The organism is Streptomyces sp. NPDC087787 (genome assembly GCF_044743035.1).
Lineage (GTDB): Bacteria > Actinomycetota > Actinomycetes > Streptomycetales > Streptomycetaceae > Streptomyces.
In genome coordinates, this window is sequence record NZ_JBIUVQ010000005.1 from 250,262 (window position 1) to 272,676 (window position 22,415).

At 73.2% G+C, this 22,415-nt stretch carries 16 protein-coding genes, 3 tRNA genes and 3 pseudogenes; 15 read left to right on the forward strand and 7 right to left on the reverse strand.

The features are described 5' to 3' along the window. Positions 1 to 89: 89 nt before the first annotated feature. The gene (locus ACIOWN_RS10825; RefSeq protein ID WP_362356857.1) at positions 90 to 755 is read left to right on the forward strand and encodes a bifunctional DNA primase/polymerase; all 666 of its coding nucleotides are present in this window, start codon (positions 90 to 92) and stop codon (positions 753 to 755) included. A 56-nt stretch (positions 756 to 811) separates the two neighbouring features. Continuing rightward, the gene (locus ACIOWN_RS10830; RefSeq protein WP_362356859.1) at positions 812 to 1,414 is read left to right on the forward strand and encodes a hypothetical protein; all 603 of its coding nucleotides are present in this window, start codon (positions 812 to 814) and stop codon (positions 1,412 to 1,414) included. A 326-nt stretch (positions 1,415 to 1,740) separates the two neighbouring features. Here ACIOWN_RS10830 and ACIOWN_RS10835 read toward each other — a convergent pair whose 3' ends face one another. The 3 genes from ACIOWN_RS10835 to ACIOWN_RS10845 all read right to left on the reverse strand — a co-directional run bounded on the left by ACIOWN_RS10835 (position 1,741) and on the right by ACIOWN_RS10845 (position 4,617). After that, positions 1,741 to 2,706 (reverse strand): DUF5926 family protein, encoded by a 966-nt coding sequence (locus tag ACIOWN_RS10835; protein ID WP_401981561.1) that lies wholly within the window; start codon positions 2,704 to 2,706, stop codon positions 1,741 to 1,743. A 352-nt stretch (positions 2,707 to 3,058) separates the two neighbouring features. Then, entirely contained in the window at positions 3,059 to 3,697 is a 639-nt protein-coding gene (locus ACIOWN_RS10840) for an ATP-binding protein (RefSeq protein WP_362356863.1), read from the reverse strand. Between the two features lie 92 nt (positions 3,698 to 3,789). Further along, complete coding sequence (locus tag ACIOWN_RS10845; RefSeq protein ID WP_362356865.1) at positions 3,790 to 4,617, reverse strand: glycerophosphodiester phosphodiesterase; 828 nt, start codon at positions 4,615 to 4,617, stop codon at positions 3,790 to 3,792. Between the two features lie 261 nt (positions 4,618 to 4,878). Between ACIOWN_RS10845 and ACIOWN_RS10850 the strand changes: the two genes are divergently transcribed. Together ACIOWN_RS10850 and ACIOWN_RS10855 are read left to right on the forward strand one after the other, a co-directional pair. After that, complete coding sequence (locus ACIOWN_RS10850; protein ID WP_362356867.1) at positions 4,879 to 6,306, forward strand: trypsin-like peptidase domain-containing protein; 1,428 nt, start codon at positions 4,879 to 4,881, stop codon at positions 6,304 to 6,306. A 62-nt stretch (positions 6,307 to 6,368) separates the two neighbouring features. After that, positions 6,369 to 6,453: transfer RNA gene (locus ACIOWN_RS10855), tRNA-Ser, on the forward strand. 99 nt (positions 6,454 to 6,552) lie between these two features. On the opposite strand, the gene ACIOWN_RS10860 is transcribed toward ACIOWN_RS10855, so the two are convergent. After that, positions 6,553 to 7,212, reverse strand: coding sequence for an NAD(P)H-dependent oxidoreductase (locus ACIOWN_RS10860; RefSeq protein ID WP_362357536.1), 660 nt, complete (start codon positions 7,210 to 7,212; stop codon positions 6,553 to 6,555). 147 nt (positions 7,213 to 7,359) lie between these two features. Beyond that, entirely contained in the window at positions 7,360 to 8,253 is an 894-nt protein-coding gene (locus tag ACIOWN_RS10865) for a bifunctional DNA primase/polymerase (RefSeq protein ID WP_401981566.1), read from the reverse strand. Between the two features lie 384 nt (positions 8,254 to 8,637). Between ACIOWN_RS10865 and ACIOWN_RS10870 the strand changes: the two genes are divergently transcribed. The 3 genes from ACIOWN_RS10870 (at position 8,638) to ACIOWN_RS10880 (ending at position 11,600) form a co-directional block, all read left to right on the forward strand. After that, entirely contained in the window at positions 8,638 to 8,949 is a 312-nt protein-coding gene (locus ACIOWN_RS10870; protein WP_362357534.1) for a hypothetical protein, read from the forward strand. 320 nt (positions 8,950 to 9,269) lie between these two features. Continuing rightward, entirely contained in the window at positions 9,270 to 9,827 is a 558-nt protein-coding gene (locus ACIOWN_RS10875; RefSeq protein ID WP_362357532.1) for a SigE family RNA polymerase sigma factor, read from the forward strand. Between the two features lie 117 nt (positions 9,828 to 9,944). Next, positions 9,945 to 11,600 carry a long-chain fatty acid--CoA ligase gene (locus ACIOWN_RS10880; RefSeq protein WP_362357530.1) on the forward strand — a complete coding sequence of 552 codons (1,656 nt, stop codon included), beginning with the start codon at positions 9,945 to 9,947 and terminating at the stop codon, positions 11,598 to 11,600. A gap of 102 nt (positions 11,601 to 11,702) precedes the next feature. Here ACIOWN_RS10880 and ACIOWN_RS10885 read toward each other — a convergent pair whose 3' ends face one another. Together ACIOWN_RS10885 and ACIOWN_RS10890 are read right to left on the reverse strand one after the other, a co-directional pair. Continuing rightward, a complete protein-coding gene (locus tag ACIOWN_RS10885; RefSeq protein WP_401981570.1) occupies positions 11,703 to 16,880 on the reverse strand; it encodes a PAS domain-containing protein in 5,178 nt (1,725 codons plus the stop codon). 456 nt (positions 16,881 to 17,336) lie between these two features. Continuing rightward, positions 17,337 to 17,852, reverse strand: coding sequence for an SSI family serine proteinase inhibitor (locus ACIOWN_RS10890; protein WP_401981573.1), 516 nt, complete (start codon positions 17,850 to 17,852; stop codon positions 17,337 to 17,339). 194 nt (positions 17,853 to 18,046) lie between these two features. Between ACIOWN_RS10890 and ACIOWN_RS10895 the strand changes: the two genes are divergently transcribed. From ACIOWN_RS10895 to ACIOWN_RS10930, 8 genes and pseudogenes are all read left to right on the forward strand, one after another. Continuing rightward, positions 18,047 to 18,137 (forward strand) — tRNA-Ser (locus tag ACIOWN_RS10895). A 196-nt stretch (positions 18,138 to 18,333) separates the two neighbouring features. After that, positions 18,334 to 18,406 (forward strand) — tRNA-Arg (locus tag ACIOWN_RS10900). A 156-nt stretch (positions 18,407 to 18,562) separates the two neighbouring features. Continuing rightward, positions 18,563 to 18,664, forward strand: a pseudogene (locus ACIOWN_RS10905) (SMI1/KNR4 family protein); the annotation flags it as partial. A 326-nt stretch (positions 18,665 to 18,990) separates the two neighbouring features. After that, the gene (locus ACIOWN_RS10910; protein ID WP_362357524.1) at positions 18,991 to 19,677 is read left to right on the forward strand and encodes a TNT domain-containing protein; all 687 of its coding nucleotides are present in this window, start codon (positions 18,991 to 18,993) and stop codon (positions 19,675 to 19,677) included. A 6-nt stretch (positions 19,678 to 19,683) separates the two neighbouring features. Beyond that, positions 19,684 to 20,037: a hypothetical protein gene (locus ACIOWN_RS10915; protein WP_362357522.1), complete on the forward strand. Its 354-nt coding sequence runs from the start codon at positions 19,684 to 19,686 to the stop codon at positions 20,035 to 20,037. Between the two features lie 86 nt (positions 20,038 to 20,123). Continuing rightward, a pseudogene (locus ACIOWN_RS10920) lies at positions 20,124 to 21,017 on the forward strand (DUF2797 domain-containing protein); the annotation flags it as partial. Positions 21,018 to 21,201: 184 nt separating this feature from the next. Further along, complete coding sequence (locus tag ACIOWN_RS10925) at positions 21,202 to 21,939, forward strand: response regulator transcription factor (protein ID WP_362357519.1); 738 nt, start codon at positions 21,202 to 21,204, stop codon at positions 21,937 to 21,939. A 22-nt stretch (positions 21,940 to 21,961) separates the two neighbouring features. Beyond that, a pseudogene (locus tag ACIOWN_RS10930) lies at positions 21,962 to 22,315 on the forward strand (MFS transporter); the annotation flags it as partial. Positions 22,316 to 22,415: the final 100 nt, after the last annotated feature.

The window sequence follows — 22,415 nt, forward strand, 5'->3', positions numbered from 1 at the left end:
CGCCAACAGGTACGCACAGTCAGTGATCGACACATGGTGTGAGTGGTCCACGGTGTTGCCAGCGGTGCAACGGAAAGGAACGAGCGCTCATGCGCGAGATCCCCGGAAGGCGACGCGGGCTCCTGTCCCAGCGCAGCGACGAGAGGCCTGAGCCGATCAGCGCGGCCCTGACCTTCGCGACCCGGTGGCAGTGGCCCGTGCTGCCGGGCGTGGCAACGGATCCGCGGCGGCACGACCGCTGCGGCTGCCCCGACCCGGAGTGCACGGTGCCCGGCGCGCACCCCTTCGAACCCGGCCTTCTGGCCGCCACCACCGACGCCCGCATGGTGCGCTGGTGGTGGACCAACCGGCCCACCGCGCCGATCGTCCTGGCCACCGGGGGCACGGCCCCCTGCGCGGTGAGCCTGCCGGCCCTCCCGGCCGCGCGCGCCCTCACCGCGCTCGACCGCGTCGGCATGCGGCTCGGCCCGGTCGTCGCCTCGCCCAAGCGCTGGGCGATCCTCGTCAAGCCGTACTCCATGGAGCAGTTGGGCGAGCTGCTCTACGCCAAGGACTTCGTCCCCGGCTCGCTCCGCTTCCACGGCGAGGGCGGCTACCTCGCCCTGCCCCCCTCCGAGACCGGCGACGGCCCGATCCGCTGGGAGCGTGCCCCGCTGCCCGGCTCCGCCTCGCCCTGGGTGCCCGATGTGGAGGCCGTGGTCGACGCGGTGGTGGAGGCTCTCACTCGTACGGGTGTGAGCGCCCCCGAGTTGTAGGGGTGTCACGGCCGCGGCGGGCGAACTGCCCGCCCCGGCTCGTTATCGTCCCCCTCATGCTGCGTCCCTCCGCCGGACCCGGAAGCCGAGTACCGGGCGGCGGCCCCGCGCTCCGGCGCCTTTGCCTGCTCGCTCTCCTGGGCATCGCCGGCTGCGCCGTCGTACTGCCGCCGGCCGGGGCGTCCGCCGGCCAGGCCGGTCACCGAAGCGGCGGGGACGCCCGGTCCGCGATGCGCGTCCTGCCGGGCGGCGACGGCAGGACGCCCTCCGCCGCGCAGGCGCCTTTCACGCGGGTGCTCGGCCTGGGGCTCGCGACCGCCGCGCGCTGCGGCCCCGAGGTCGCCTCGCCCGGCGGCGTCGAGGCGCAGACGTGTGTGCTCACCCAGGGCGCGGACACCTGGGCGCGCACCTACTACCGCAACGCGACCGGGCGGCCCCTGGACGCCGGCCTGACCCTCATGGGGCCGGGGGATCGCACCGTGCGGACGCATTGCGCGCCGGCCGGAGGCGAGGAGCCGGAGGCCTGTGAGACGCCTCGGGAGCACAGCCGGGGGACGGTGGCGGCGTACAGCGCCGTCGCGGAGTTCGCCGAGCGCGGCGGGCGGGCCGCGCTGCTGCTGCGATCGGGGAGCAACTCGCCGATGGCGACGGGCCGTTGATGTGCGGCTGCGCTCGGTGAACGGCTGCGGACACGTAAGCGCCCGGTTGCTGGCGACGGGGGATGCACCAGCAACCGGGCTACTGGAACGGTAACAAGAGATCGGCAGTTCGCAAATTCGATCCCGGCTTTCCAGTCACCGGGTGCATGGCCTTTTAGGTCACCGACTCCACTGCGTCGCCCGCCGGTTGTGACGGGCGTCACTCGCTCCGCCCGGACCGGATGACCGGCCGGACGGTGACCGGGCGACCGGCCGGACGGCTGACTCGGCGACCGGCCGGAGGCTGACCGGGCGGCCGGTCGAAGGTCCGGCCGCCCGGTCGTCGCTCAGCTCAGCGTGACCTGCCGGTTGGTCAGACCGCCGCGGGCCCGGCGCTCGTCCCCGGTCAGCGGCGCCTCGCTGGCCAGCGCCGCGGCCAGGTGCTCGGCGAACTCGGCGGCCGGCTTCTCCACGTCCTGGGCGCCCATCTCGCTCGGCAGGTCCCACACGGGCACGGTCAGGCCGTGCGCCCGGAAGGAGCCCACGAGACGGGTGCCCTCACCGAGGTTCGAACGGCCCGCCGCGTGCAGTCGCGCGAGGGCGTCCAGAAGCTGCTCCTCCGGGTGCGGCATGACCCAGCGCAGGTGGTTCTTCTCCGGCGTCAGGCACCAGTACGCCGCCTCGACGCTCTCCAGGCGCACGGTCGGAATGGCCGCCGCGTTGGCCCGCTCCAGGGAGGCGGTGACCTCCGGCGTTGCGTTCTCCGCGTCCGGCACCCAGAACTCGAAGCCCTCGTGCACCACCGGTTCGAAGGAGGCCTTCAGGTCGAGCAGGTCCTGGAGCCGCGGGCCGTCGGCCGGGGCGCGGCGGCCCTGCACCGGGGTGCCCGGCTCGGCCTCCAGGGCGCGCAGCAGGGTGTCGGCGAGGTCGCGGCTGATGTCGCCGGACGCCGTGTCGTTCTGCAGGCCGAGCAGCACCGAGCCGTCGTCGCGGCGCATCGCGGGCCAGGCCATCGGCAGGACCGTGGCGAGTGTGACGGCCGGGACGCCGTCGGGCAGGCCGTCGCGCAGGTCCAGCCCGGCCGTGGCGGCGGGGACCAGCTCGCGCAGCGCCACCCAGTCGCACTCGCCGGGCAGTCCCTCGAAGGGCCGCTGCACCAGCTCGGTCACCGCGTGCGCGGCGGCCCGTCCGTGGCAGGCCTTGTACCGCCGGCCACTGCCGCACGGGCAGGGTTCGCGCGCACCGACGACCGGGACCTCTCCGTCCGTGAGCTGCGGGCGCTTGGCCTTCGTCTGGGGTCGCTTCTTGGCCATCTGGGTGTCTCCCGGTTACGGCTCGTCTCGTACGGGCGCGAGCCTAGCCGTTCACGCCGTCAACGACGGGACTCTGTGGACGCGGCGGGAAATGTGGACAACCGGTCGGCCCCGCTTCCGTGTCCGGGATGCAGTACCTCGATTGGACCCGAGGTCCCGCTCACCGGCCCCGCGCGCCCGCCCGCGCGCCTGCGATGAGCCGGGGCGCGACGCGCGGTTGCCCGTCGGCCCGGCGCGCGCCCGCATCCGGAGCGGGCCCGGCGAGCGGTGCACGGGAACCGTCGGCTCCGCGCGCGGACGCGCCCGCGGTCCGGCCCGGGCGATGCCCGGGCGCGGCGTACGCGTGCGTGGGTCAGTCCAGGTCGCCGAAGGCGTCCGTGAAGCCCAGGTCGGGCACCGCCGCCACCGGCGGTGCGGTGATCCGGGAGGCGAAGTCGTCGCGACGGTGACCGGCGTCCGGGTCGTGCACGTCCTCGTGGACGACCACCCACACCGTGACCTCGCCGCCGACGCTGTCCCGCACGCCCCAGTCGTCGCTGAGCGCGCTGATGATGTTCAGCCCGCGGCCGCCGTGAGCGGTGACCGAGGGGGTGGCCGGGGACGGGCGGGTCGGGCCGCCGCCGTCGGTCACCTCGATGATCAACCTGCCGCTCGCGTCCACCCGCCACGCGGCCCGGACGTCGCCGTCGCCGGCCAGGGCACCGCGCAGCGGCCGGCCGTGCTTGCAGGCATTGCTCAAGAGTTCGGAAAGGATCAGTACGGCGTCGTCGACGACCGATTCCGCCACGCCGCCGCCGCGTAGTTGATCACGCATCCGGCGCCTTGCTTCCCCCACGCCCGCAGGGCCATGGGGTACGGCCATGCTCGACGACGTGGGCACCTCCTGTGCCACCACCAACGCCACCCCCGAGACCTCCTTCGCCCCACGCCACGGTGTGGATGCCCCACCGGCCTGTACCGGAAACCGGCCGAATCGCGTCCGGCGACGCATTCGGAACGGTCGGTCACGCACCGAACGCGCCGGAGCACTCCCTGTCATCCGAGCTGGACCGACGGCAGGTCACGCGGCTTGTCCGGCGGCGGTCAGCGGCCGAGCCGGTGCAGGACCGCGCGCGGGCGGTTGGTGATGATGGCGTCCACCCCGAGGTCCACGCAGAGGTCGACGTCGTCGGGCTCGTTCACGGTCCACACGTGCACCTGGTGTCCCGCCTGCTTGAGCCGCTCCACGTACGCCGGCTGGCTGCGCACGATGCGGATCGAGGGGCCCGCGATCCCGACCCCCGCCGGCAGCCGCCCGTCCCGCAGCCGCGGTGTGACGAACTGCACCAGGTAGACCGTCGGCAGTGTCGGCGAGGCCGCCCGCACCCGGTGCAGCGAACGTGCCGAGAAACTCATCACACGCACCGGCGACTTCGCGGGCGAGGCGGGGGCGTCCAGTCCGAACCGCTTCAGGAGGGCCAGCAGCCGTTCCTCGACCTGCCCCGCCCACCGCGTGGGGTGCTTGGTCTCGATGGCCAGCTCCACCGGGCGCCCGGCGTCGGCGACGAGTTCGAGCAGCCGCTCCAGGGTGAGGACGGAGGTGTCCTCGGGGTCCTCGGGCCGCACCTCCCAGTCCGGCTCCTCGGCCCGGCCGCGCCAGGACGCGCGCGTGCGCCACGATCCGAAGTCCAGCGCGGCGAGGTCGGCGAGCTCCAGGGCGGACACCGCTCCCCGGCCGTTGGACGTACGGTTGACGCGGCGGTCGTGCACGCAGACGAGATGACCGTCCGCGGTCAGGCGCACATCGCACTCGAGGGCGTCCGCACCGTCCTCGATGGCCTTCCGGTAGGCGGCCAGCGTGTGCTCCGGGGCAGCCTCGGAGGCTCCGCGGTGGGCGACGACCTGGATGTGGTGCTGCCGTACGTGGGTCACCGCGCCATGGTGCCACCGCGGCGGAATGGGCGGGACGGCGGAGAGCCGTCGATAATGTGTCCTTTTCATGTGAGATGGCCTATATAAAGAATGCGCCGGGACCCACAGCATCGGCTTATGGTGCTCTGACGGCCCGTGGGAAAAGCTGACTACGTACATCTGCAGCACATGCACAGCTGGAGCGCGCCGGGTCGCCGGCGGGCATGCCGAGCGTGACCGAGTGCGACCGACAACAACAGCCGTGGACCAAGGAGAAGAGCTGTGAGCACCGAGAACGAGGGCAACACGGTACCGCCGGCGCCGTCCGCACCTCCCGTGCCGGTGGAGACTCCCGCTGCTTCCCCGCACCCGGCCGCCCCCCAGGGCGGCCCTGCCGCACCCCCGCCCCCGGACGTGCCCCCGTACGTCCCGGGAGCCCACGGCGCGCCCGCACCGCAGGACCCCGGCGCGCCCGTCGACGGCTCCTGGCCGCCCCCGTCGCCCGCCACGCCCGCCTACATGGACGGCGGCGCGGGAGGCTCCGGCTGGGGCGCCGCGTACCAGCAGCACCAGCCCGCGCCCAAGCCCGGCGGCCGGCGCGGCGGCCTGATCGCCGCGGTCCTGGTGGCCGCCCTGGTCGCCGGCGGCCTGGGCGGCGGCCTCGGCTACACCCTGGCCAGGAACGACGACAGCGGCTCCACCACGGTCTCCGCCTCCGACACCGGCGCCTCGCAGATCAAGCGCGACCCGAACTCGATCGCGGGTGTGGCCGCCAAGGCCCTGCCGAGCACGGTCACCATCGAGGCCGAGGGGACCGGCGGCCGGGGCGGCACCGGCACCGGCTTCGTCTTCGACACCCAGGGCCACATCGTCACCAACAACCACGTGGTGGCCGAGGCCGTCGACGGCGGCAAGCTCAGCGCCACCTTCCCCGACGGCAGGAAGTACGACGCCGAGGTCGTCGGCCACGCCCAGGGCTACGACGTCGCGGTCATCCGGCTCAAGAACGCCCCCTCGGACCTCAAGCCGCTCGCCCTCGGCGACTCCGACAAGGTGGCCGTCGGCGACGAGACGATCGCCATCGGCGCGCCCTTCGGTCTGTCGAACACGGTGACGACCGGCATCATCAGTGCCAAGAACCGTCCCGTCGCCTCCAGCGACGGCGGCTCCGACAGCAAGGCCTCCTACATGAGCGCCCTGCAGACGGACGCCTCCATCAACCCGGGCAACTCCGGCGGCCCGCTCCTCGACGCGCGCGGCGCGGTCATCGGCATCAACTCCGCCATCCAGTCCGCGAGCAGCGGAGGCCTCGGCAGCTCCGGCCAGTCCGGCTCGATCGGCCTGGGCTTCGCCATCCCGATCAACCAGGCCAAGTACGTCGCCCAGCAGCTGATCAAGACCGGCAAGCCCGTCTACGCCAAGATCGGCGCGTCGGTGTCCCTGGAGGACACGTCCAGCGGCGCCAAGATCACCGACCAGGGCGTCAGCGGCTCCGCCCCGGTCGAGTCGGGCGGCCCCGCCGCCGACGCCGGCCTCAAGCCCGGCGACGTCATCACCAAGCTCGACAACCGGGTGATCGACTCCGGCCCGACCCTCATCGGCGAGATCTGGACCCACAAGCCCGGCGACAAGGTCACCGTCACCTACAAGCGCGGCGGCAAGGAGCACACGGCGCAGCTGACCCTCGGCTCCCGCATCGGCGACAGCTGATCCCACGCGCGCCCGCCAACCCGTTAGTCTTGTCCCCGCGCCGCCACACGCGAGCGGCGCGGGGTGGGTTGCCCGAGCGGCCTAAGGGAACGGTCTTGAAAACCGTCGTGGCGCGAGTCACCGTGGGTTCAAATCCCACACCCACCGCAGCAGGTCAGAAGCTTGCAGGTCAGAAGGGGTGCCACTCTCCGGAGCGGCACCCCTTCCGCCTGACTGGTCTTACCCTGGCTCGCCGGTTCCGTGGCATCACGACTCGGCGCGTTGGGTGATGGCCGCCTCGGTGCGGTCTCCCAGGAACTCGTACCACCGGCGTTCCAGGCAGACGTAGCGGACGTCCGCTTCGACGAGGCTCAGGAAGCCCGACACGGTCTCGGTGAGGCGTTGCTGCAGCCCTGTGTCGGCCAGTGTTCCGTCCTCCGCGAAGGACCGGTAGCTGTCGGCCAGGCTGAACATGTCCGGGTAGACGCGGGTGCCCAGGTGCTCCAGGGGAACCCGCAGAGCCCACAGCCCGCGGTTGCCGCCGATCAGGGACGGTGAGGCGGAGACGAGCATCGCGTGCTTGTTCTTGAACGGCTGCGGCCGGACACGGGAGACCCAGTCGATCGCGTTCTTCAGAACTCCCGGCACGGAGGCGTTGTACTCCGGCGAGGAGATGACGAATGCGTCGCTCCGCTCGAGTCGGTCGCGCAGGGCCAGGGCGCCCTCGGGCACTCCTTCGGCCGCCTCGATGTCGCCGTCGTACAAGGGCATGTCGAAGTCGCGCATGGTGGCGAAGTCGACGGTGGCACCCGTGTCGGAGATGAGCCGGGCCACGAGGGAGGCGAGGCGTGCGTTGGCAGAACCGGTCCGCAGTGCCGCGCCGAAGACCAGGAACCGCAGCGGACCGGGAGGCGTGTCCGTGGGCATGGATCCGTTCCTTCCGTCGTGGGCGGGCGTCTCCAACGGGGGCGCCCCACTGACCAGTGTGGTTCCGGGAGGGCTGCCGTGCGACCGGCAGCCGGGCAGGCCCGGCCGATGATTCGGCGCCCGCTCGGGGCGGTTCTCGCCGAGGGCTCAGGGCCGGTGGCCCGTCAGGCGGGCCGCGGAGGCTGTGGTCGCGCGGGCCTCGCGTTCGGTCAGGCCGGTGTGGAGGGCCGCGTCGACCAGGGCCTCGACGAGGGAGGGGCCGATGCCGTGCTCGTAGGCGCGGCAGGCGGCCCAGAACAGGCGGGTGTTGCGCTGGCCCTCATGGGCGTCCAGGACGAACCGCACCAGGCCCTGGCCGTGCCGGCCCGCCGAGGGCGGTGCGGGGTGGCGGGAGGTTCGGGGCGGGGGGAGCAGCAGTCGCAGGAGGGCGCGCGGGCAGGGGGCCGGGGAGAGGTGCGCGGTGCCGGGGGCGGTCGCGTAGACGCCGTGTCCGGTGCGGGAGCCGGGGCCGACCAGGTAGCCGCCGGCGCCGCGGATGTCGATGCCGGGGGCCAGGCGGCCGGCCGAGTTGGGGACGACGACGTCGGGCGGCCCGCTCAGCCACAGGTGGCGGCCGCCGCTGGGGGTCAGCACGACCACCGTGGCGGGGATGGTGAACAGATGGCGCAGGGCGAGTTCGCGCAGGGCCGTCGAGGCGTCCGTGCCGGTCTTGGTGTCCAGGTCGACGCCGATCAGATGGTGCGGTGGCAGTCCGCAGGCGATGCCGTAGCCGGTGGCCCAGGGTGCGGCGGCGAACAGTTGCCGGATGCGGGCCGGGTCGGTGGAGGCGTCGTACACCCCGTGACCGAAGCGTCCGCACCCGCCGTGGCAGGGCGGACATGGCGGACCGGGCGGGCCCGTCGGGCCGGGGCCGTCGCGGTGCGGGGAGCGCAGGGCCGGGAGTTTCGTCCGGGACAGGGGGATGACGGCCAGTCCGCGTTCGGCGGCTGACAGGGCGTGCGCGAGGGCCAGCGTCGTGGCCTGCCGGTCGATGGTGGCCATGCTTCTATGTTCGTACGTACGTTCGAGAAAGGGAAGAGGGGCGGGCGCGGCGCGCCCGGAGGCCGGGATTCCGGGCGGCTTCCCGAGAGGTGTATCGACCCTTGGGGCGCTTGGGGCGCTTGGGGCGCTTGGGGCGCAGCGGTCCATGCCGTCCCCGCCGCGGTCCGGAGCGGCAGAAAAGACGGCGAAAGGGGTTTATCGACTTGTCCTCACGCTTGCGTGCGAATCGGGCGCTCCGGGGTGGTTCGCCGGGCTCCGGTGGGCAACTCTGATCTCGCGACGTCGTGAGAAGGCCCGGGCGGTCGGCCAACTGCCCAGGCGAAAGCCGTACTTCATGTACTCCCGGCAAGGCAGCCGGCGCGTACCTCGTACTGGAGGAGCAACATGGCAAGCATCCGGACCGCCCGTGTTCTCGCCGCAGCCGCGGCCATCCCCCTCGCCGCGGCGCTCTTCACCGGCGTCGCCGCCGCGGACACGGGAGCCGTCGCGGGCGACGGATCGAACGCGGGCGTCGCGGGCGTCGTCGGCAGCGGGGTCGGCCGTGACAACAGCGGCAACTCGTCCACGACCCAGCAGCAGGCGGTCGGCTCGGGCGCCACGAACCAGAGCAACACCGCACAGGTCAACCGCTCCGCGTTCACGGCCATCCAGCAGGGCAACAGCAACGTCGTCGTCCACTTCACCCGGCTGTGGTGAGCCGGGGCGGGCCGGCGCGCGATCTGGGGACCTGCCGGCCCTGACCTCCCTGGTGGGTGTGCTCGTGGGGACGTAACACACCTCTGCGCGGCGGTACTTCGGTACCGCCGCGCAGTCGTTTTCCGTGCGGCCGCGACGCAGTGGCCTGCTCGCCCGGAGCGCCGGCCGGGACGTCCCCCAGGGGTGAACCCGCAGTACACGCGCCCCGTTCCTCCACCTACAGGAGGTGCGGCCGGCCCCACCCCTACAACCTGAGGCGGACCCGGCTGCGGGACCTGCGGGCGATCCGCGGGAGCGGGTGCCGCTCCTAGCGTGGAGACATGACCACACCCGTCTGCACCAGCGTGTCGAAAGCCGCCGTTCTGGCGACCGGGACTGCGGCGTACCCGTCCTTCGCGTCGTACGTGCGGGACCGGCAGCCGGTGCTGCTGCGCGCCGCACGGTCGCTGACCGCGAACCCGAGCGACGCGGAGGATCTGCTGCAGACCGCGCTCACCAAGACGTACGTGGCGTGGGAGAGGATCGAGGACCACCGGGCGCTCGACGGCTATGTGCGGCGCGCTCTGCTGAACACCCGCACCTCGCAGTGGCGCAAGCGGAAGGTCGACGAGTTCGCCTGCGACGAGCTGCCGGAGCCGGAGCCGGCGCCCGGAGCGGCCGATCCGGCGGAGCGGCAGGCGCTGCGCGACGCCATGTGGCGGGCGATCATGAAGCTGCCCACCCGGCAGCGGGCGATGGTCGTCCTCAGGTACTACGAGGACCTCTCCGAGATCCAGACGGCCGAGGTGCTCGGAGTGTCCGTGGGGACGGTGAAGTCGGCGGTGTCGCGGGCGCTCGGCAAGCTGCGGGAGGACCCGGAGCTTGGGCGCGTGCGCTGACCCCCGCGGGAACGTTGTGTGATCGATCGTCCCTGGCTAGTGACATACCGCGCGGTATGTGAGCAGAATCGGCGCATCCCTTACCACCGCGTAGCGACGCTGCCCCGGGAGGACGCCGTGCTGAGCACCATGCAGGACGTACCGCTGCTGATCTCGAGGATCCTGGCCCACGGGTCGACGATCCACGGGGCGTCGCAGGTGATCAGCTGGACCGGTGACAGCGAGCCGCACCGCCGCTCCTTCGCCGAGATCGGCGAGCGCGCGGCCCAGCTGGCGCACGCCCTGCACGAGGACCTCGGGGTCGCGGCCGACGACCGTGTCGCCACCCTCATGTGGAACAACGCCGAGCACGTGGAGGCGTACTTCGCGATCCCCTGCATGGGCGCGGTCCTTCACACCCTCAACCTGCGCCTGCCCGCAGAGCAGTTGGTCTGGATCGTCAACCACGCCGCCGACCGCGTCATCATCGTCGACGGCTCCCTGATCCCGCTGCTCGGCCCGTTGCTGCCGCACCTGAAGACGGTCGAGCACGTCATCGTCTCGGGCCCCGGCGACCGTACCCCGCTCGACGGCTCCCACGCCCGTGTGCACGAGTACGAGGACCTGATCGCGGCCAAGCCGGTCACCTACGACTGGCCCGAGCTGGACGAACGCCAGGCCGCCGCCATGTGCTACACCTCCGGCACCACGGGCGACCCCAAGGGCGTGGTCTACAGCCACCGTTCTGTCTACCTGCACTCCATGCAGGTCAACATGAGCGAGTCCATGGGCCTGACCGACCGGGACACCACGCTCGTGGTGGTCCCGCAGTTCCACGTCAACGCCTGGGGCCTGCCGCACGCCACCTTCCTGTCCGGCGTCAACCTGCTGATGCCCGACCGCTTCCTCCAGCCGGCCCCCCTCGCCGAGATGATCGAGCGGGAGAAGCCGACCCACGCGGCCGCCGTGCCCACCATCTGGCAGGGACTGCTCGCCGAACTGACCGCCCGCCCCCGCGACGTCTCCTCCCTCACCCAGGTCACCATCGGCGGCTCGGCCTGCCCGCCCTCCCTCATGCAGGCCTTCGACCGGCTGGGCATGCGCGTCTGCCACGCCTGGGGCATGACCGAGACCTCCCCGCTCGGCACGGTGGCCCGCCCGCCGGCCCACGCGATCGGCACGGACGAGGAGTTCGGCTACCGCCTCACGCAGGGCCGCTTCCCCACCGGGGTCGAGGCCCGCCTGACCGGCCCCGGCGGCGAGCGCCTTCCCTGGGACGGCGAGTCCGCGGGCGAGCTGGAGGTCCGCGGACCGTGGATCGCCGGCGCCTACTACAACGGCGCCGGCGCCGAACCGCTGCGCCCGGCCGACAAGTTCAGCGAGGACGGCTGGCTGAAGACCGGCGACGTGGGCACCATCAGCCCCGACGGCTTCCTCACCCTCACCGACCGGGCCAAGGACGTCATCAAGTCGGGCGGCGAGTGGATCTCCTCCGTCGAGCTGGAGAACGCCCTGATGTCCCACCCGGACGTCGCCGAGGCCGCCGTCGTCGCCGTACCCGACGACAAGTGGGGCGAGCGCCCGCTGGCGACCGTCGTCCTCGGGGAAGGCGCCACCGCGGGCTTCGAGGCACTGCGCGCCTTCCTCCAGGAGGAGCGCGGGATCGCCAAGTGGCAGCTCCCGGAACGCTGGACGATCATCGAGACCGTTCCGAAGACCAGCGTGGGCAAGTTCGACAAGAAGGTGCTGCGCAGGCAGTACGCGGCCGGGGAGCTGGACGTCACCCGGCTCTGACCGCGGAGGGCACGGCACGCGCGCGCGTACGCGTACGACGCCGGGCGGGGAGCGGGAGGGCTCCCCGCCCGGCGTCGTACGCGATGCGGGCCGGCCGGTTGGTCAGTTGGTGCCGACGCGGGCCAGCAGATCGACGAGCCGGCTCTGCACCTCGTCGCTTGTGGACCGCTCCGCGAGGAACAGCACCGTCTCGCCCGAGGCCAGCCGGGGCAGGTCGGCCTGGCCGACGGAAGCCGTGTAGACGACCAGCGGGGTGCGGTTGAGCTGCCCGTTCGCGCGCAGCCAGTCAAGGATCCCGGCCCGGCGCCGGTGCACCTGCATCAGGTCCATCACGACCAGGTTCGGCCGGAACTGCCCGGCGAGCGTCACCGCGTCGTTGTCGCTCGCGGCCCGCGCCACCTGCATCCCGCGCCGCTCCAGCGTCGCCGTCAGCGCCAGCGCGATCTCCGCGTGCTCCTCGATGAGCAGCACCCGCGGCGGGTGCTGCTCGCTGTCGCGCGGCGCGAGCGCCTTCAGCAGTACGGCCGGGTCGGCGCCGTAGGCCGCCTCCCGCGTCGCCTGCCCGAGTCCGGCCGTGACCAGCACCGGGACCTCGGCGGCGACCGCCGCCTGCCGCAGCGACTGCAACGCCGTGCGCGTGATCGGCCCGGTCAGCGGGTCGACGAACAGCGCGGCGGGGAAGGCCGCGATCTGCGCGTCCACCTCCTCACGGGAGTTCACGATGACCGGCCGGTAGCCGCGGTCGCTCAGCGCCTGCTGGGTGGTGACGTCGGGGGCCGGCCAGACCAGCAGCCGACGCGGGTTGTCCAGGGGCTCCGGGGGCAGTTCGTCGTCCATCGGCTGCGGCCGCGGGGTGTCCGCGACCTCCACCGCACCGCCGGGACCGTCCAGCGGCTCGGGACCCTCGGCGGCGTTCTCGTCCGGGGCCCCGATGGCGTACGACCGTCCGCCACCCTCGGTGCCGGGGGCCACGACGGGTCCTCCCAGGGAGGGCTGCGCGGGGGGCTGCTCGGCCGACGGGTGCGGGCGGGCCGTCTGTTCCGGCCGCTGTGCCTGCATCGGCGCCGGCGGCGTCTGTGCCTGCTGGGGTGCGGCGGCCGGGTCGGGCCGAGTGCCCAGCTTGCGGCGGCGGCCGGAACCGCCGGCCGTCTGCGGGGGCGGCGTGGCGGACGGCGGCTGGGGTGCCTGCGCCTGTGCCGCCTGCCGGACGAACGGCACGCCCTGTCCCAGCGTGCGCACGCTGATCGCCCGCCCCTGCGTCGAGTGGGGATCGACGGACACGGCGGCCTCGGCGGGCAACGGCTGGGCGGCGCGCGGGACCGCGGCACCGAGGCCGGGCTGCTGCCCGGTGGGCTGAACCTGTACGGCAGCCTGTCCCGCCGCCTGCTCGGGCGGGAGGGCGGTGCCGGCCGGGACGCCGGGAGCAGCAGGGGCTGCCTGCTGGGGAACGGCCTGCGGCGGGGGCATGGGGGCACCGGTGGCGTTCGGCGGTACGGGGCCGCCGACCGCGCCGGGGACCGGCTGCGCCGTGGCACCCGGAGCCGGGACGCCCGGGGCCGGGACGCCCTGCGCGGGAACGGGCTGTCCGGGGAGCGGCCCGGCGGGGGGCTGCGGGGCCGGGGCCTGTGCGCCGGGGTTCTGCACGCGCGCGAGTACGGGAGGCTGCGGGGGGAGCGGCTGACCGGCGATGCCGAGCGCGGGAGCGGGCGCCGTGCCCGCGGCCCCGTGCTCCGGCGACGGCACCTGTCCGGGCAGGACCGCCTGCCCGGACAGGTGCGGCGCGGGCAGCGCCTGCCCGGGAACCTGCGGCGCCGCGCCCGGCTGTCCGGGGACCGCCGGCGGCATGGCGGGCTGGCCGGGCAGCCCCTGGGGCGTGACCGGCTGACCGGGAGCCACCTGCGGTGCGGCGGGCTGACCGGGCACGCCCTGTGGCGTGACGGGTTGGCCGGGCAGGCCCTGTGGCGTGACGGGCTGACCGGGGGTCACTTGTGCGGCGGGGGGCTGTCCCGGGACCCCCTGCGGGGTGGGGGGTCCCGGCACCGGCTGCGGCTCGGCGGTCTGAGCAGGCAGGCCCTGCGGTGCTGCGAGCTGAGCGGGAACGGCTTGCGGCGCTGCGGGCTGGCCGGGAACGGCTTGCGGCGCTGCGGGCTGGCCGGGAACGGCTTGCGGCGCTGCGAGTTGCCCAGGCACGCCCTGCGGCATGGCGGGCTGACCGGGCAGGCCCTGAAGTGCGGCGGGTTGGCCGGGCAGGGCTTGTGGTGTGACCGGCTGACCGGGAGTCACCTGTTGCGGTACGGGCTGTCCGGGCGCCCCCTGCGGCGCGGCGGACTGAGCGGGAAGACCTTGCGGTACTGCGGGCCGGCCGGGGAGCCCCTGAGGTGCCGCGGGTTGTCCGGGTACACCCTGCGGCATGGCGGACTGCCCGGGCACACCCTGGGGAGCTACCGGCTGACCGGGAGCCACCTGTTGCGGGGTGGGCTGTACCGGTACCCCCTGAGGCACGCCCGAAGGCACGGCAGGCTGACCCGCACTCACCTGCGGAACGGCCTGTGCGAGCGCCTGGACGCTCCCCGGGGCGGTCTGCACCGGGACGCCCGGCCCCGCCGCACCCTGCGCGGGCGCGCCCGGCAAGGGCATGGGAACGGCACCGGCAGGCGCACCGGAGGCACCGGCCACACCGGCAGCCTCGACCGCACCAGGTGTCCCTTGAACACCCTGCACACCCTGCGCACCTTGCACGGGAGTCGCGCCGGTCGCCGCGCCGTCCTGCGGCTGGGCCACCGCCCGCCGCCGGCGTCCCGTCGGCGCGCTCGTGGGATGCGGCTGCGGCGGTGTGTGGTCGTCGGCCTGATCGTGGGATACGGCGTCGTGCTGTCCGTCGCTCCCCAGGGGAACGACGGCAACGGCACCCTGCGCCGCCTCCGGGCCTCCGGCTGGCCGGTCCGCCTCCGCGGGCGGCAGGGCGAACACCGGACGCGGCGCCGCCTCCTGCGCGGCGGCACGCTCGGTGGCCGCGGCCAGGGCACGCCGACGGCGCCCGCTCGGCTGCTGGGCCGGAGCCGCCGCGCTCTCGCCGCCCGCTGCCTCGGTCTGCGCAGCCTCTGCCTGTGCTGCCCCGGGCTGGGCAGCGCCCGCCGCGGGCAGCGCCGCCGGCAGTGCCTCGTGCTGCCTCGTCTCCCGCCGCTCGGTGGACGCGGGCACGCCCTGCGGCGGCACCGTGCCGCCGAGTCCCGTACCCGAGGCCGCCGTTCCCGCCGCGTGCTCGCCCGCCATGACCACGGCACCCTCGGACACGCCCGCCGCGCCGTCGGCAGGCCGTCCGCGCCGCCGTCCCGTACCGCCGGAGCCGTCCGCGCCCTGGTCCGGAACCTGCCCGGCCTCCTGGGACGGCTCGGCCGCCCGCCGCCTGCGCCGACCGGTCGGGGCCGCCGGTGCCCCGGTGGCCTCCGCGTCGGCGTCGCTCTCGAGGAACGCGTCCGTCGAGGACCGCCGGGCCCTCCGTCGCCCGCCGCTCGCAGGCTGCTCGGGCACGGCGGGCTCCGCGGGGGCAGGCTCCACCGGAGCCGCAGCCGGCTCCAGGGCCTGGACCGGCGCCGCGGCCGGGGCCGCGACGACGCCGGCACCGCCGCCGAGCGGCACCTCCAGGACGTACGCGCTGCCGCTCATACCCGGCACTTCGTGGGTCTGGAGGACACCGCCGTGCGCCCGGACGATCCCGCGCACGATCGGCTCGTGCACAGGGTCTCCACCGGCGTACGGCCCGCGCACCTCGATCCGGACGACCTCACCGCGCTGCGCCGCCGCCACCACGACGGTGTTGTCCATGTAACCGCCCGCCGAGACGGGCGAGTTCCCGGTGGCATCCACGCCGGCGACGTCCGCGACGAGGTGCGCGAGCGCGGTGGCCAGACGCCGCGGGTCGACCTCGGCCTCGATGGGCGGCGCGTGCACGGCGAACTGCACTCGCCCGGGGCCGATCAGCTCGACGGCGCCGTCGACACCGGCGGCGACGACCGCGTCCAGCATCACGTTCGTCCGGATGATCTCCTCGCTGCCGGCGTCGAGACGCTGGTAGCCGAGGACGTTGTCGATCAGCGTCGTGATCCGGGCGTACCCGGCCGACAGGTGATGCAGCACTTGGTTGGCCTCGGGCCACAGCTGCCCGGCGTCGTCGGCGGCGAGGGCGGCCAGCTCGCGGCGCAGTTCGTCCAGGGGGCCGCGCAGGGAGCCGCCGAGGAGGGTCAGCAACTGCTCGTGCCGGCCGGCCAGCGCCTCGTAGCGGTCCTTCTCCCGCTCACCGAGGGCGGCGTAGCGCTCCTCGTTCGCGGCGAGTTGCTCCGCGTGCCGCTCGGTGAGCTCCTCGATCTCGGTGACGTGCTGCTGGCGCAGGGCGGTGAGCTCGGAGGCGTGCTCCTCGGCGAGCTGATCGAGCTGCTCCTCGTGGCGCTGCTCGTCGGCGGCCTTCTCGTCGGCGAGCGCGTCGTAGGGGCGCCGGTCGGTGAAGGTCATCACGGCGCCGACGAGCTGGTCGCCGTCGCGCACCGGCGCGGTGGTCAGGTCGACCGAGACCTTGTCGCCGGCCTTGGACCACAGCACCTGCCCTCGCACCCGGTGCTTGCGCCCGGAGCGCAGGGTGTCGGCGAGCGGGGACTCCCCGTACGGGAAGGGGGAGCCGTCGGCGCGGGAGTGCAGGACGAGGGTGTGCAGCTCGCGGCCGCCGAGCTCACCGGCCCGGTAACCGAGTATCTGGGCGGCGGCGGGGTTGACGAGCACGATCCGCCCGTCGGTGTCGGTGCCCACGACACCCTCGGCGGCGGCCCGCAGGATCATCTCGGTCTGCCGCTGCGAACGGGCCAGTTCGGCCTCGGTGTCGACGGTGCCGGACAGATCGCGGACGACCAGCATCAGCAGTTCGTCGCCGCTGTAGCCGTGGCCGTCGTAGGCCTGCTGGCTGTTCTCCAGATTCGCGCTCGTGACCTCGACCGGGAACTCGGAGCCGTCGGTGCGCCGCGCCGTCATCCGGGTCGGCTTGGTCCGCCCGCGCGGGTCGATGTGGTCGGGCCGCCGCATGGAGCCGGGGATCAGCTTGGAGTCGAACTCCGGCAGCAGATCGAGCAGTCCCCGCCCGACGAGGGCCGTTCCCGGCGTCTCGAAGGCCTCCAGCGCGATGGTGTTGGCGTTGACGACGGTGCCGTTGGCGTTGACCAGCACCAGCGCATCGGGCAGCGCGTCGAGTATGGCAGCGAGGCGAGCAGCGCCTCGGGATGGCCTGCTGCTCACGAGACGCTTCCTCCCTGTCACCGCACCTTGCCGACCGCGGGGGCCATCTTGCCAACCGGCCCGCAGCGTGTCACGCGAGGGAGTCTATGCGCAGTGGTTGCTGCCGCGATGCCGGATGAGAGGGAGGTCGCACGCGGAGTTGACGTCGAACCTGTGACCGGACGATTTGGCTTCGCACGACCTTCGCGAGACCTTTACGCACTCCCTGCCCACGACACCCGCGGTAGACGCCTACGCGCCGGTACACGCGCCCACGCGCCGGCCCCGGGCCGCCGCGCCGGTACGAGACGCCGGGCCCGTCCCCGCCCACCGGCCGGTACTGGGGTGCCCCACCCGTTCCCGGCCGGCCGGCGGGAGACCCCTTCACGCTCCCGCCCACGCACCGGTAGCGGGCCTCCGCGCCCGTCCTCTTCGTACTGGTCCCAGTGGTCCCAGGGGTCCCACTGGTCGCTGGTCCTACTGGCCGACGCGGGACACCGTGGTCGGCCTCGGGGCGCTGAGGTCCGGCAGCAGCGGCACGAGCCGGTTCCAGCGGTCGATCCGGCAGCCGTCGCCGCGGTCGTAGGTCGCGTCGACGCGGCGCCCGGCCCACGTCCCGGTGATGTGGGCGGTGGCCGGCCCGCCGTACTGCATGGTGCACACGCTGCCGTCGGGCACCGGCGCGAAGGGCTCCCGCCCCCAGCGCGTGTTCCGGTCGAGCACGTCGCAGGCCCGCCGGGCGTCCGGGTGGCTGCCCCCGGCAGGGTGGCAGGACAGCCTGTACGTTCCGTCGCGGCCCAGGCCCGCGTGCCGCACGGTGACGGTGAGGTGGTCGCCGGCCCGGTCCTCGGCCCGGACGGGCGGCGGCGCCGCGGCGGAGGCGGCGGGCACGGCCGAGACCGAGGCGAGCCCGGCCAGTACGGCAAAGGCACCGAGGGCCAGCGTCCGCGCGAGCGCGGAACGCCGCACGGGGAGAGATCGGGTCTGCGTCATGCCCGGACTAACGCCTCGCGCCCCGGGACGTTGCGCCCTGTCCGGCACCCCGGCCACCGGCCGGCCCACGCCGGCACAACGGCTTTGCCCTGGGCCCCACCGGCCTAGTACCGTAGGGGGCGATTGGTGACACCCCACTCGGCTGTGTCATCATCTGCACGCACCACTCGCGCGCTCGCGTGAGCGGTAGTGCTGGAGGCGTCGCCTAGTCCGGTCTATGGCGCCGCACTGCTAATGCGGTTTGGGCCTTAAAGCCCATCGAGGGTTCAAATCCCTCCGCCTCCGCGCATGATCACCGAAGCCCCGGTCTCTCCCGACCGGGGCTTCGGCGTTACCGGCTCCGGCGCGCTCTCAACCTTGTTTCCGCAGGTCACAAAGGGTGGGGGGAATGGATTTCACATGGCGGCGGCAGTCATGTAATGTTCTTCCTGTCGCCGCGAGAGGCCCGGAAGGGACCGAAGCGAAGACAATAAAAGAACAAGCACTCGTAGCTTAACGGATAGAGCATCTGACTACGGATCAGAAGGTTGCAGGTTCGAATCCTGCCGAGTGCACACAGATCGAAGGCCCCGGATCGCTCCGGGGCCTTCGGCGTTTCAGGGGCGCACAGCAGCGAAGTACGGCAACCGCCCGGGTGTCGGTGGCTGCACGTACGGTCTGCGCATGACTGATCAGTGGTGGGCGGGCGTACGTCAGCGGGTCGAGGCGGCCTCGTGCCGCTCCTCGATGACGACGGGAAGCCGGTGACCTTCGCCCGTTGGTACAGCGACTGGCTGGAGAAGGCCGAGCAAACCGCCCTGTCGGCTCCGTAGGCCCGGGTCCCTGGCATTTGTCCTGACGGCAGTGGCCGACGGCGAGCGCGTTCGGGGGTGGGTTCACTTCCTGGGCGCTGCCCGGCCGAGGAGCCACAGGGCAGCGATCAACGAGTTCCTCGCGGACCGGGCGATCGTCTCCTGCGTTCGGCTGTCCGAGGGCTCGCGCTCGTCGGTTCGGGTGACCATCCGTGACGCCTTCGCTCTGGGAAGCGCTGCCGCGCATGAAATGAGCCCTGCTCACGACGAAGCCGGTGGCCGGTCACCGTATTGGCTGCCTGCCCTCACACGGCGTCCGGTTGGCGCCGATAGAGAAGGGACACCGCATGCGCGTACTGCGTGCTCTGGTGGGGAGCGCCCTCGCATCGCTCCTCCTGCTGCTCGGCATCTCGCCGACCACGGCCCAGGCCGACCAACTCCGTAACAGGAACGCCGCGCACTGCCCGACCACGCATCGCAGCCGTGGGACCAACACCGCCCCGCAGGCGGACTACCAGCGCTACTACCTCGACGACTGGCGCCTGGGACCGAGGTACCTCCCCCAGAGCGGGGCCCTCGGCCGGATGCTGAGGGGCTATCAGCGCACCGACCACACCTCGGCGTACTGGTTCCTCGGGTGCTACTGGCAGACGGATCCCAAGACGGGGAAGTCGGGTTGGTGGTATCCCGACAACAACGGTTTCGTGTTGAAGAACGGCAAGCCGGTCGAGCGTCCCCTGACGCTCCGCAAGGGCCAGTTGGTCGACCTCTTCGGCAGCGGTTTCGGCAACTTCCTCGCACCCGCGGGCACGCCGTTCGCCAAGCGTGCGATTCCGCCGAGCAATCTTGACACCTACGTCAACAACTATCCGTACAGCTACCACCTCTACCGGGTCCGCAAGCCGTTCACCGTCGAGGCCGGCCCGATCAGGCCCTGGTTCGGCCAGCCCGGCCTCGGTCTCCAGTACGTGACGAAATCGTCGGTCTCCGACCTCGTCAACGCGAAGTACCTGGACGCGTTGCCCGTAGCCTGACCTCCGATGGACAGCGCAGAGCTTGTCGAGAGACTCCGCGAAGCGGACGTGCCCGAGGCGTTCTACGACATCGCCGGTGTCCACGACGTCCCCGTCCAGCCGGACGCCTACTTCTTCCTGCGCCCTGAGGCGGATGCCTGGACCGTCGGCCTGCGCCAGCGCTCCCAGGACAGTGCCATCCGGCGTTTCGGCAGCGAAGCCGAGGCCTGCGAGTACCTCTACGACAGGCTCACGCGGATTCCCCCCGCCCCTTCGGAGGCGGCGGAACCCCTGGAGAAGCTCCTCGCCGACGCCGATGAGATCCAGCGGCAGGCCTGGGAGGACTTCCATGGCTGCCGTGGGCCGGCCGACGACGACTGACTGCGGGACGTCCGTCGCGAGGACCGGCAGGCGGTCCGCGCTCGCAGCCGGGGTGTTGTCAGTGGGGCCCCGTACTCTCGCAAGGGATGACGCGGGTGTGGAAGTGCTCGGGGACGCGGTGGTCCGCGGACGGCCCTGTGCTGGTGTGGGACGGCGGGCGGCCCAGTGCGCTGCCGTGGGGGAAGCGGGTGGCCTTCGGGGTCGCGGAAGGGGGAGTGCGTACATGCGTGGGAGCGCGGGGGCACGCGTGTCCGCTCCGGGCGGCGGTGCCGGGGCGGAGCGCGGGGGCGCGGTGCGAGGAATGTGCCCGGCTGGACCGGGCGCACTCCGTGGCCGCGGACACGTTCGCGGACGACCCGCGGCCCTACCACGTATATCTGGCGTGGTTCGGGCCCGGCATGGTCAAGGCCGGGATCACGGCTGTCGAGCGGGGCTCGGCGCGGCTGCTTGAGCAGGGGGCCGTCTGCTTCAGCTGGCTGGGCGCGGGTCCGCTCATGGCGGCGCGGCGAACCGAGGAACTGCTGCGCGCCGCGCTCAAGGTCCCGGACCGGATTCCGTACGCCGAGAAGCGGGCCGTGCGGTCCGCGCTGCCGGTGACCGAGGCCGAGCGGGCCGCCGAGATCGAGGAGCTGCACGCGCGGGCCACCGCGCTCGGCGGCTGGCCGGAGTCGCTGAAGCGTGAGCCTTTCCGGCCCGTCGACCACGCCGGGATCTTCGGGCTGACCGGCCTGCCGGCTGCCGTGGGCGCGGTGACCGAACTCGTCGCGGGCGGGGTGGTGAGCGGCGAGCTGATCGCGGCCGCCGGGCCAGATCTGCACCTTGCCGCCGGCGGTGAGGTCGTCGTGCTCGACACCCGGCTGATGGCCGGCTGGGAGCTGCGGCCCGCCCGCGGTGTGGGACTCACCGTGCCGGTACGGGAGTTGCGGAATCCGGCGGGCATGGAGGGCGGGCGGCAGAACGGGCTGCAGGACGGCTTGTTCTGGAGCCCGCGGGACGGAAGTGCCGTGCCACGAGGGAGACTTCCGGGCCGCCGGTGGCATCAGGGGCCGCCGCGGCCGGGGCACGTGGCTCCCAGGCTCTTCCTGAGAGCCGCCTGTGGGTTTCTCAGAGAAATCACAGACAGGTGAAAGTCTGCTCTCAGAGGCTCCCTGAAGGGTGTCCCCCATGACCACGACCTCGCCCCAGGGGCACACCGAACTGCTGAGGCCGGACGGGAGCCCCGTCCGGGTGCTTGTGGTGGACGACGAGGAGTCGATCACCGATCTGCTGTCCATGGCCCTGCGCTACGAGGGCTGGCAGATCCGCAGCGCGCGGGACGGACAGGGCGCCGTCCGGACCGGGCGCGAGTTCAGGCCCGACGCCGTCGTCCTGTCCATGACGCTGCCCGACATGGACGGGCTCACCGTCCTGGGCCGGCTGCGCGGCGAACTGCCCGGGGTGCCCGTCCTCTTCCTGACCGCCAAGGACGCCGCGGAGGACCGCGTCGCCGGGCTGACCGCGGGCGGGGACGACTGCGTCACCAAGCCATTCGGCGTGGAGGAGGTCGTGGCACGGCTGCGCGGGCTGATCCGGCGCTCGGGTGCCGCCGACCGGCGCTCCGCTTCCGTGCTCGTGGTCGGCGACCTCAGCCTGGACGAGGACAGCCACGAGGTGTCGCGGGGCGGGGAGGACATCCACCTCACCGCCACCGAGTTCGAGCTGCTGCGCTTCCTGATGCGCAACCCGCGGCGCGTGCTCAGCAAGGCGCAGATCCTGGACCGTGTCTGGTCGTACGACTTCGGCGGGCAGGCCAACGTCGTCGAGCTGTACATCTCCTACCTGCGGCGCAAGATCGACGCCGGCCGGGAACCCATGATCCACACCCGGCGGGGGGCCGGTTATCTGATCAAGCCCGCCGGGTGAGGGGGCGCCCCGCTCCGCGTCGTTGAGGTCCGTCCGTCGCCGCGCTGAGGTCCTCGGCGTCATCTGCCTCGCCCAGCTCACCGTGCTGCTGGACAACACCGTCCTGAACGTCGCGATCCCGTCCCTCACCCGTGAGCTGCGCGCGGCCACCGCCGACATCCAGTGGATGATGAACGCGTACTCGCTCGTGCAGTCCGGGCCGCTGCTGACCGCGGGCAGCGCCGCCGACCGGTACGGCCGCAAGAAGATGCTGGTGGCGGGGCTGGTCCTGTTCGGCATCGGTTCGCCGGCCGCCGCGCTCGCCGACTCCACCGGGCAGTTGATCGCCGCCCGCGCGGGCATGGGCGTCGGCGGCGCGCTGCTGCTGACCACCACGCCGGCCGCCGCGTTGCTCCGCCGGGCCGAGCGGGCAGACTCGGGGTTGGTGGTGGCCCACCAAGGCCTCTCTCGTGCCGCGCCGCCCCGCGCGCGCCGGT

Coding starts and splice junctions, on each gene's coding strand:
- ACIOWN_RS10915 (WP_362357522.1), top strand. CDS start 19,684: ATGGACAGCGCAGAGCTTGTCGAGAGACTCCGCGAAGCGGACGTGCCC.
- ACIOWN_RS10825 (WP_362356857.1), top strand. CDS start 90: ATGCGCGAGATCCCCGGAAGGCGACGCGGGCTCCTGTCCCAGCGCAGC.
- ACIOWN_RS10840 (WP_362356863.1), bottom strand. CDS start 3,697: ATGCGTCGCCGGACGCGATTCGGCCGGTTTCCGGTACAGGCCGGTGGG.
- ACIOWN_RS10830 (WP_362356859.1), top strand. CDS start 812: ATGCTGCGTCCCTCCGCCGGACCCGGAAGCCGAGTACCGGGCGGCGGC.
- ACIOWN_RS10890 (WP_401981573.1), bottom strand. CDS start 17,852: ATGACGCAGACCCGATCTCTCCCCGTGCGGCGTTCCGCGCTCGCGCGG.
- ACIOWN_RS10835 (WP_401981561.1), bottom strand. CDS start 2,706: ATGGCCAAGAAGCGACCCCAGACGAAGGCCAAGCGCCCGCAGCTCACG.
- ACIOWN_RS10925 (WP_362357519.1), top strand. CDS start 21,202: ATGACCACGACCTCGCCCCAGGGGCACACCGAACTGCTGAGGCCGGAC.
- ACIOWN_RS10865 (WP_401981566.1), bottom strand. CDS start 8,253: ATGGCCACCATCGACCGGCAGGCCACGACGCTGGCCCTCGCGCACGCC.
- ACIOWN_RS10875 (WP_362357532.1), top strand. CDS start 9,270: ATGACCACACCCGTCTGCACCAGCGTGTCGAAAGCCGCCGTTCTGGCG.
- ACIOWN_RS10860 (WP_362357536.1), bottom strand. CDS start 7,212: ATGCCCACGGACACGCCTCCCGGTCCGCTGCGGTTCCTGGTCTTCGGC.
- ACIOWN_RS10870 (WP_362357534.1), top strand. CDS start 8,638: ATGGCAAGCATCCGGACCGCCCGTGTTCTCGCCGCAGCCGCGGCCATC.
- ACIOWN_RS10910 (WP_362357524.1), top strand. CDS start 18,991: ATGCGCGTACTGCGTGCTCTGGTGGGGAGCGCCCTCGCATCGCTCCTC.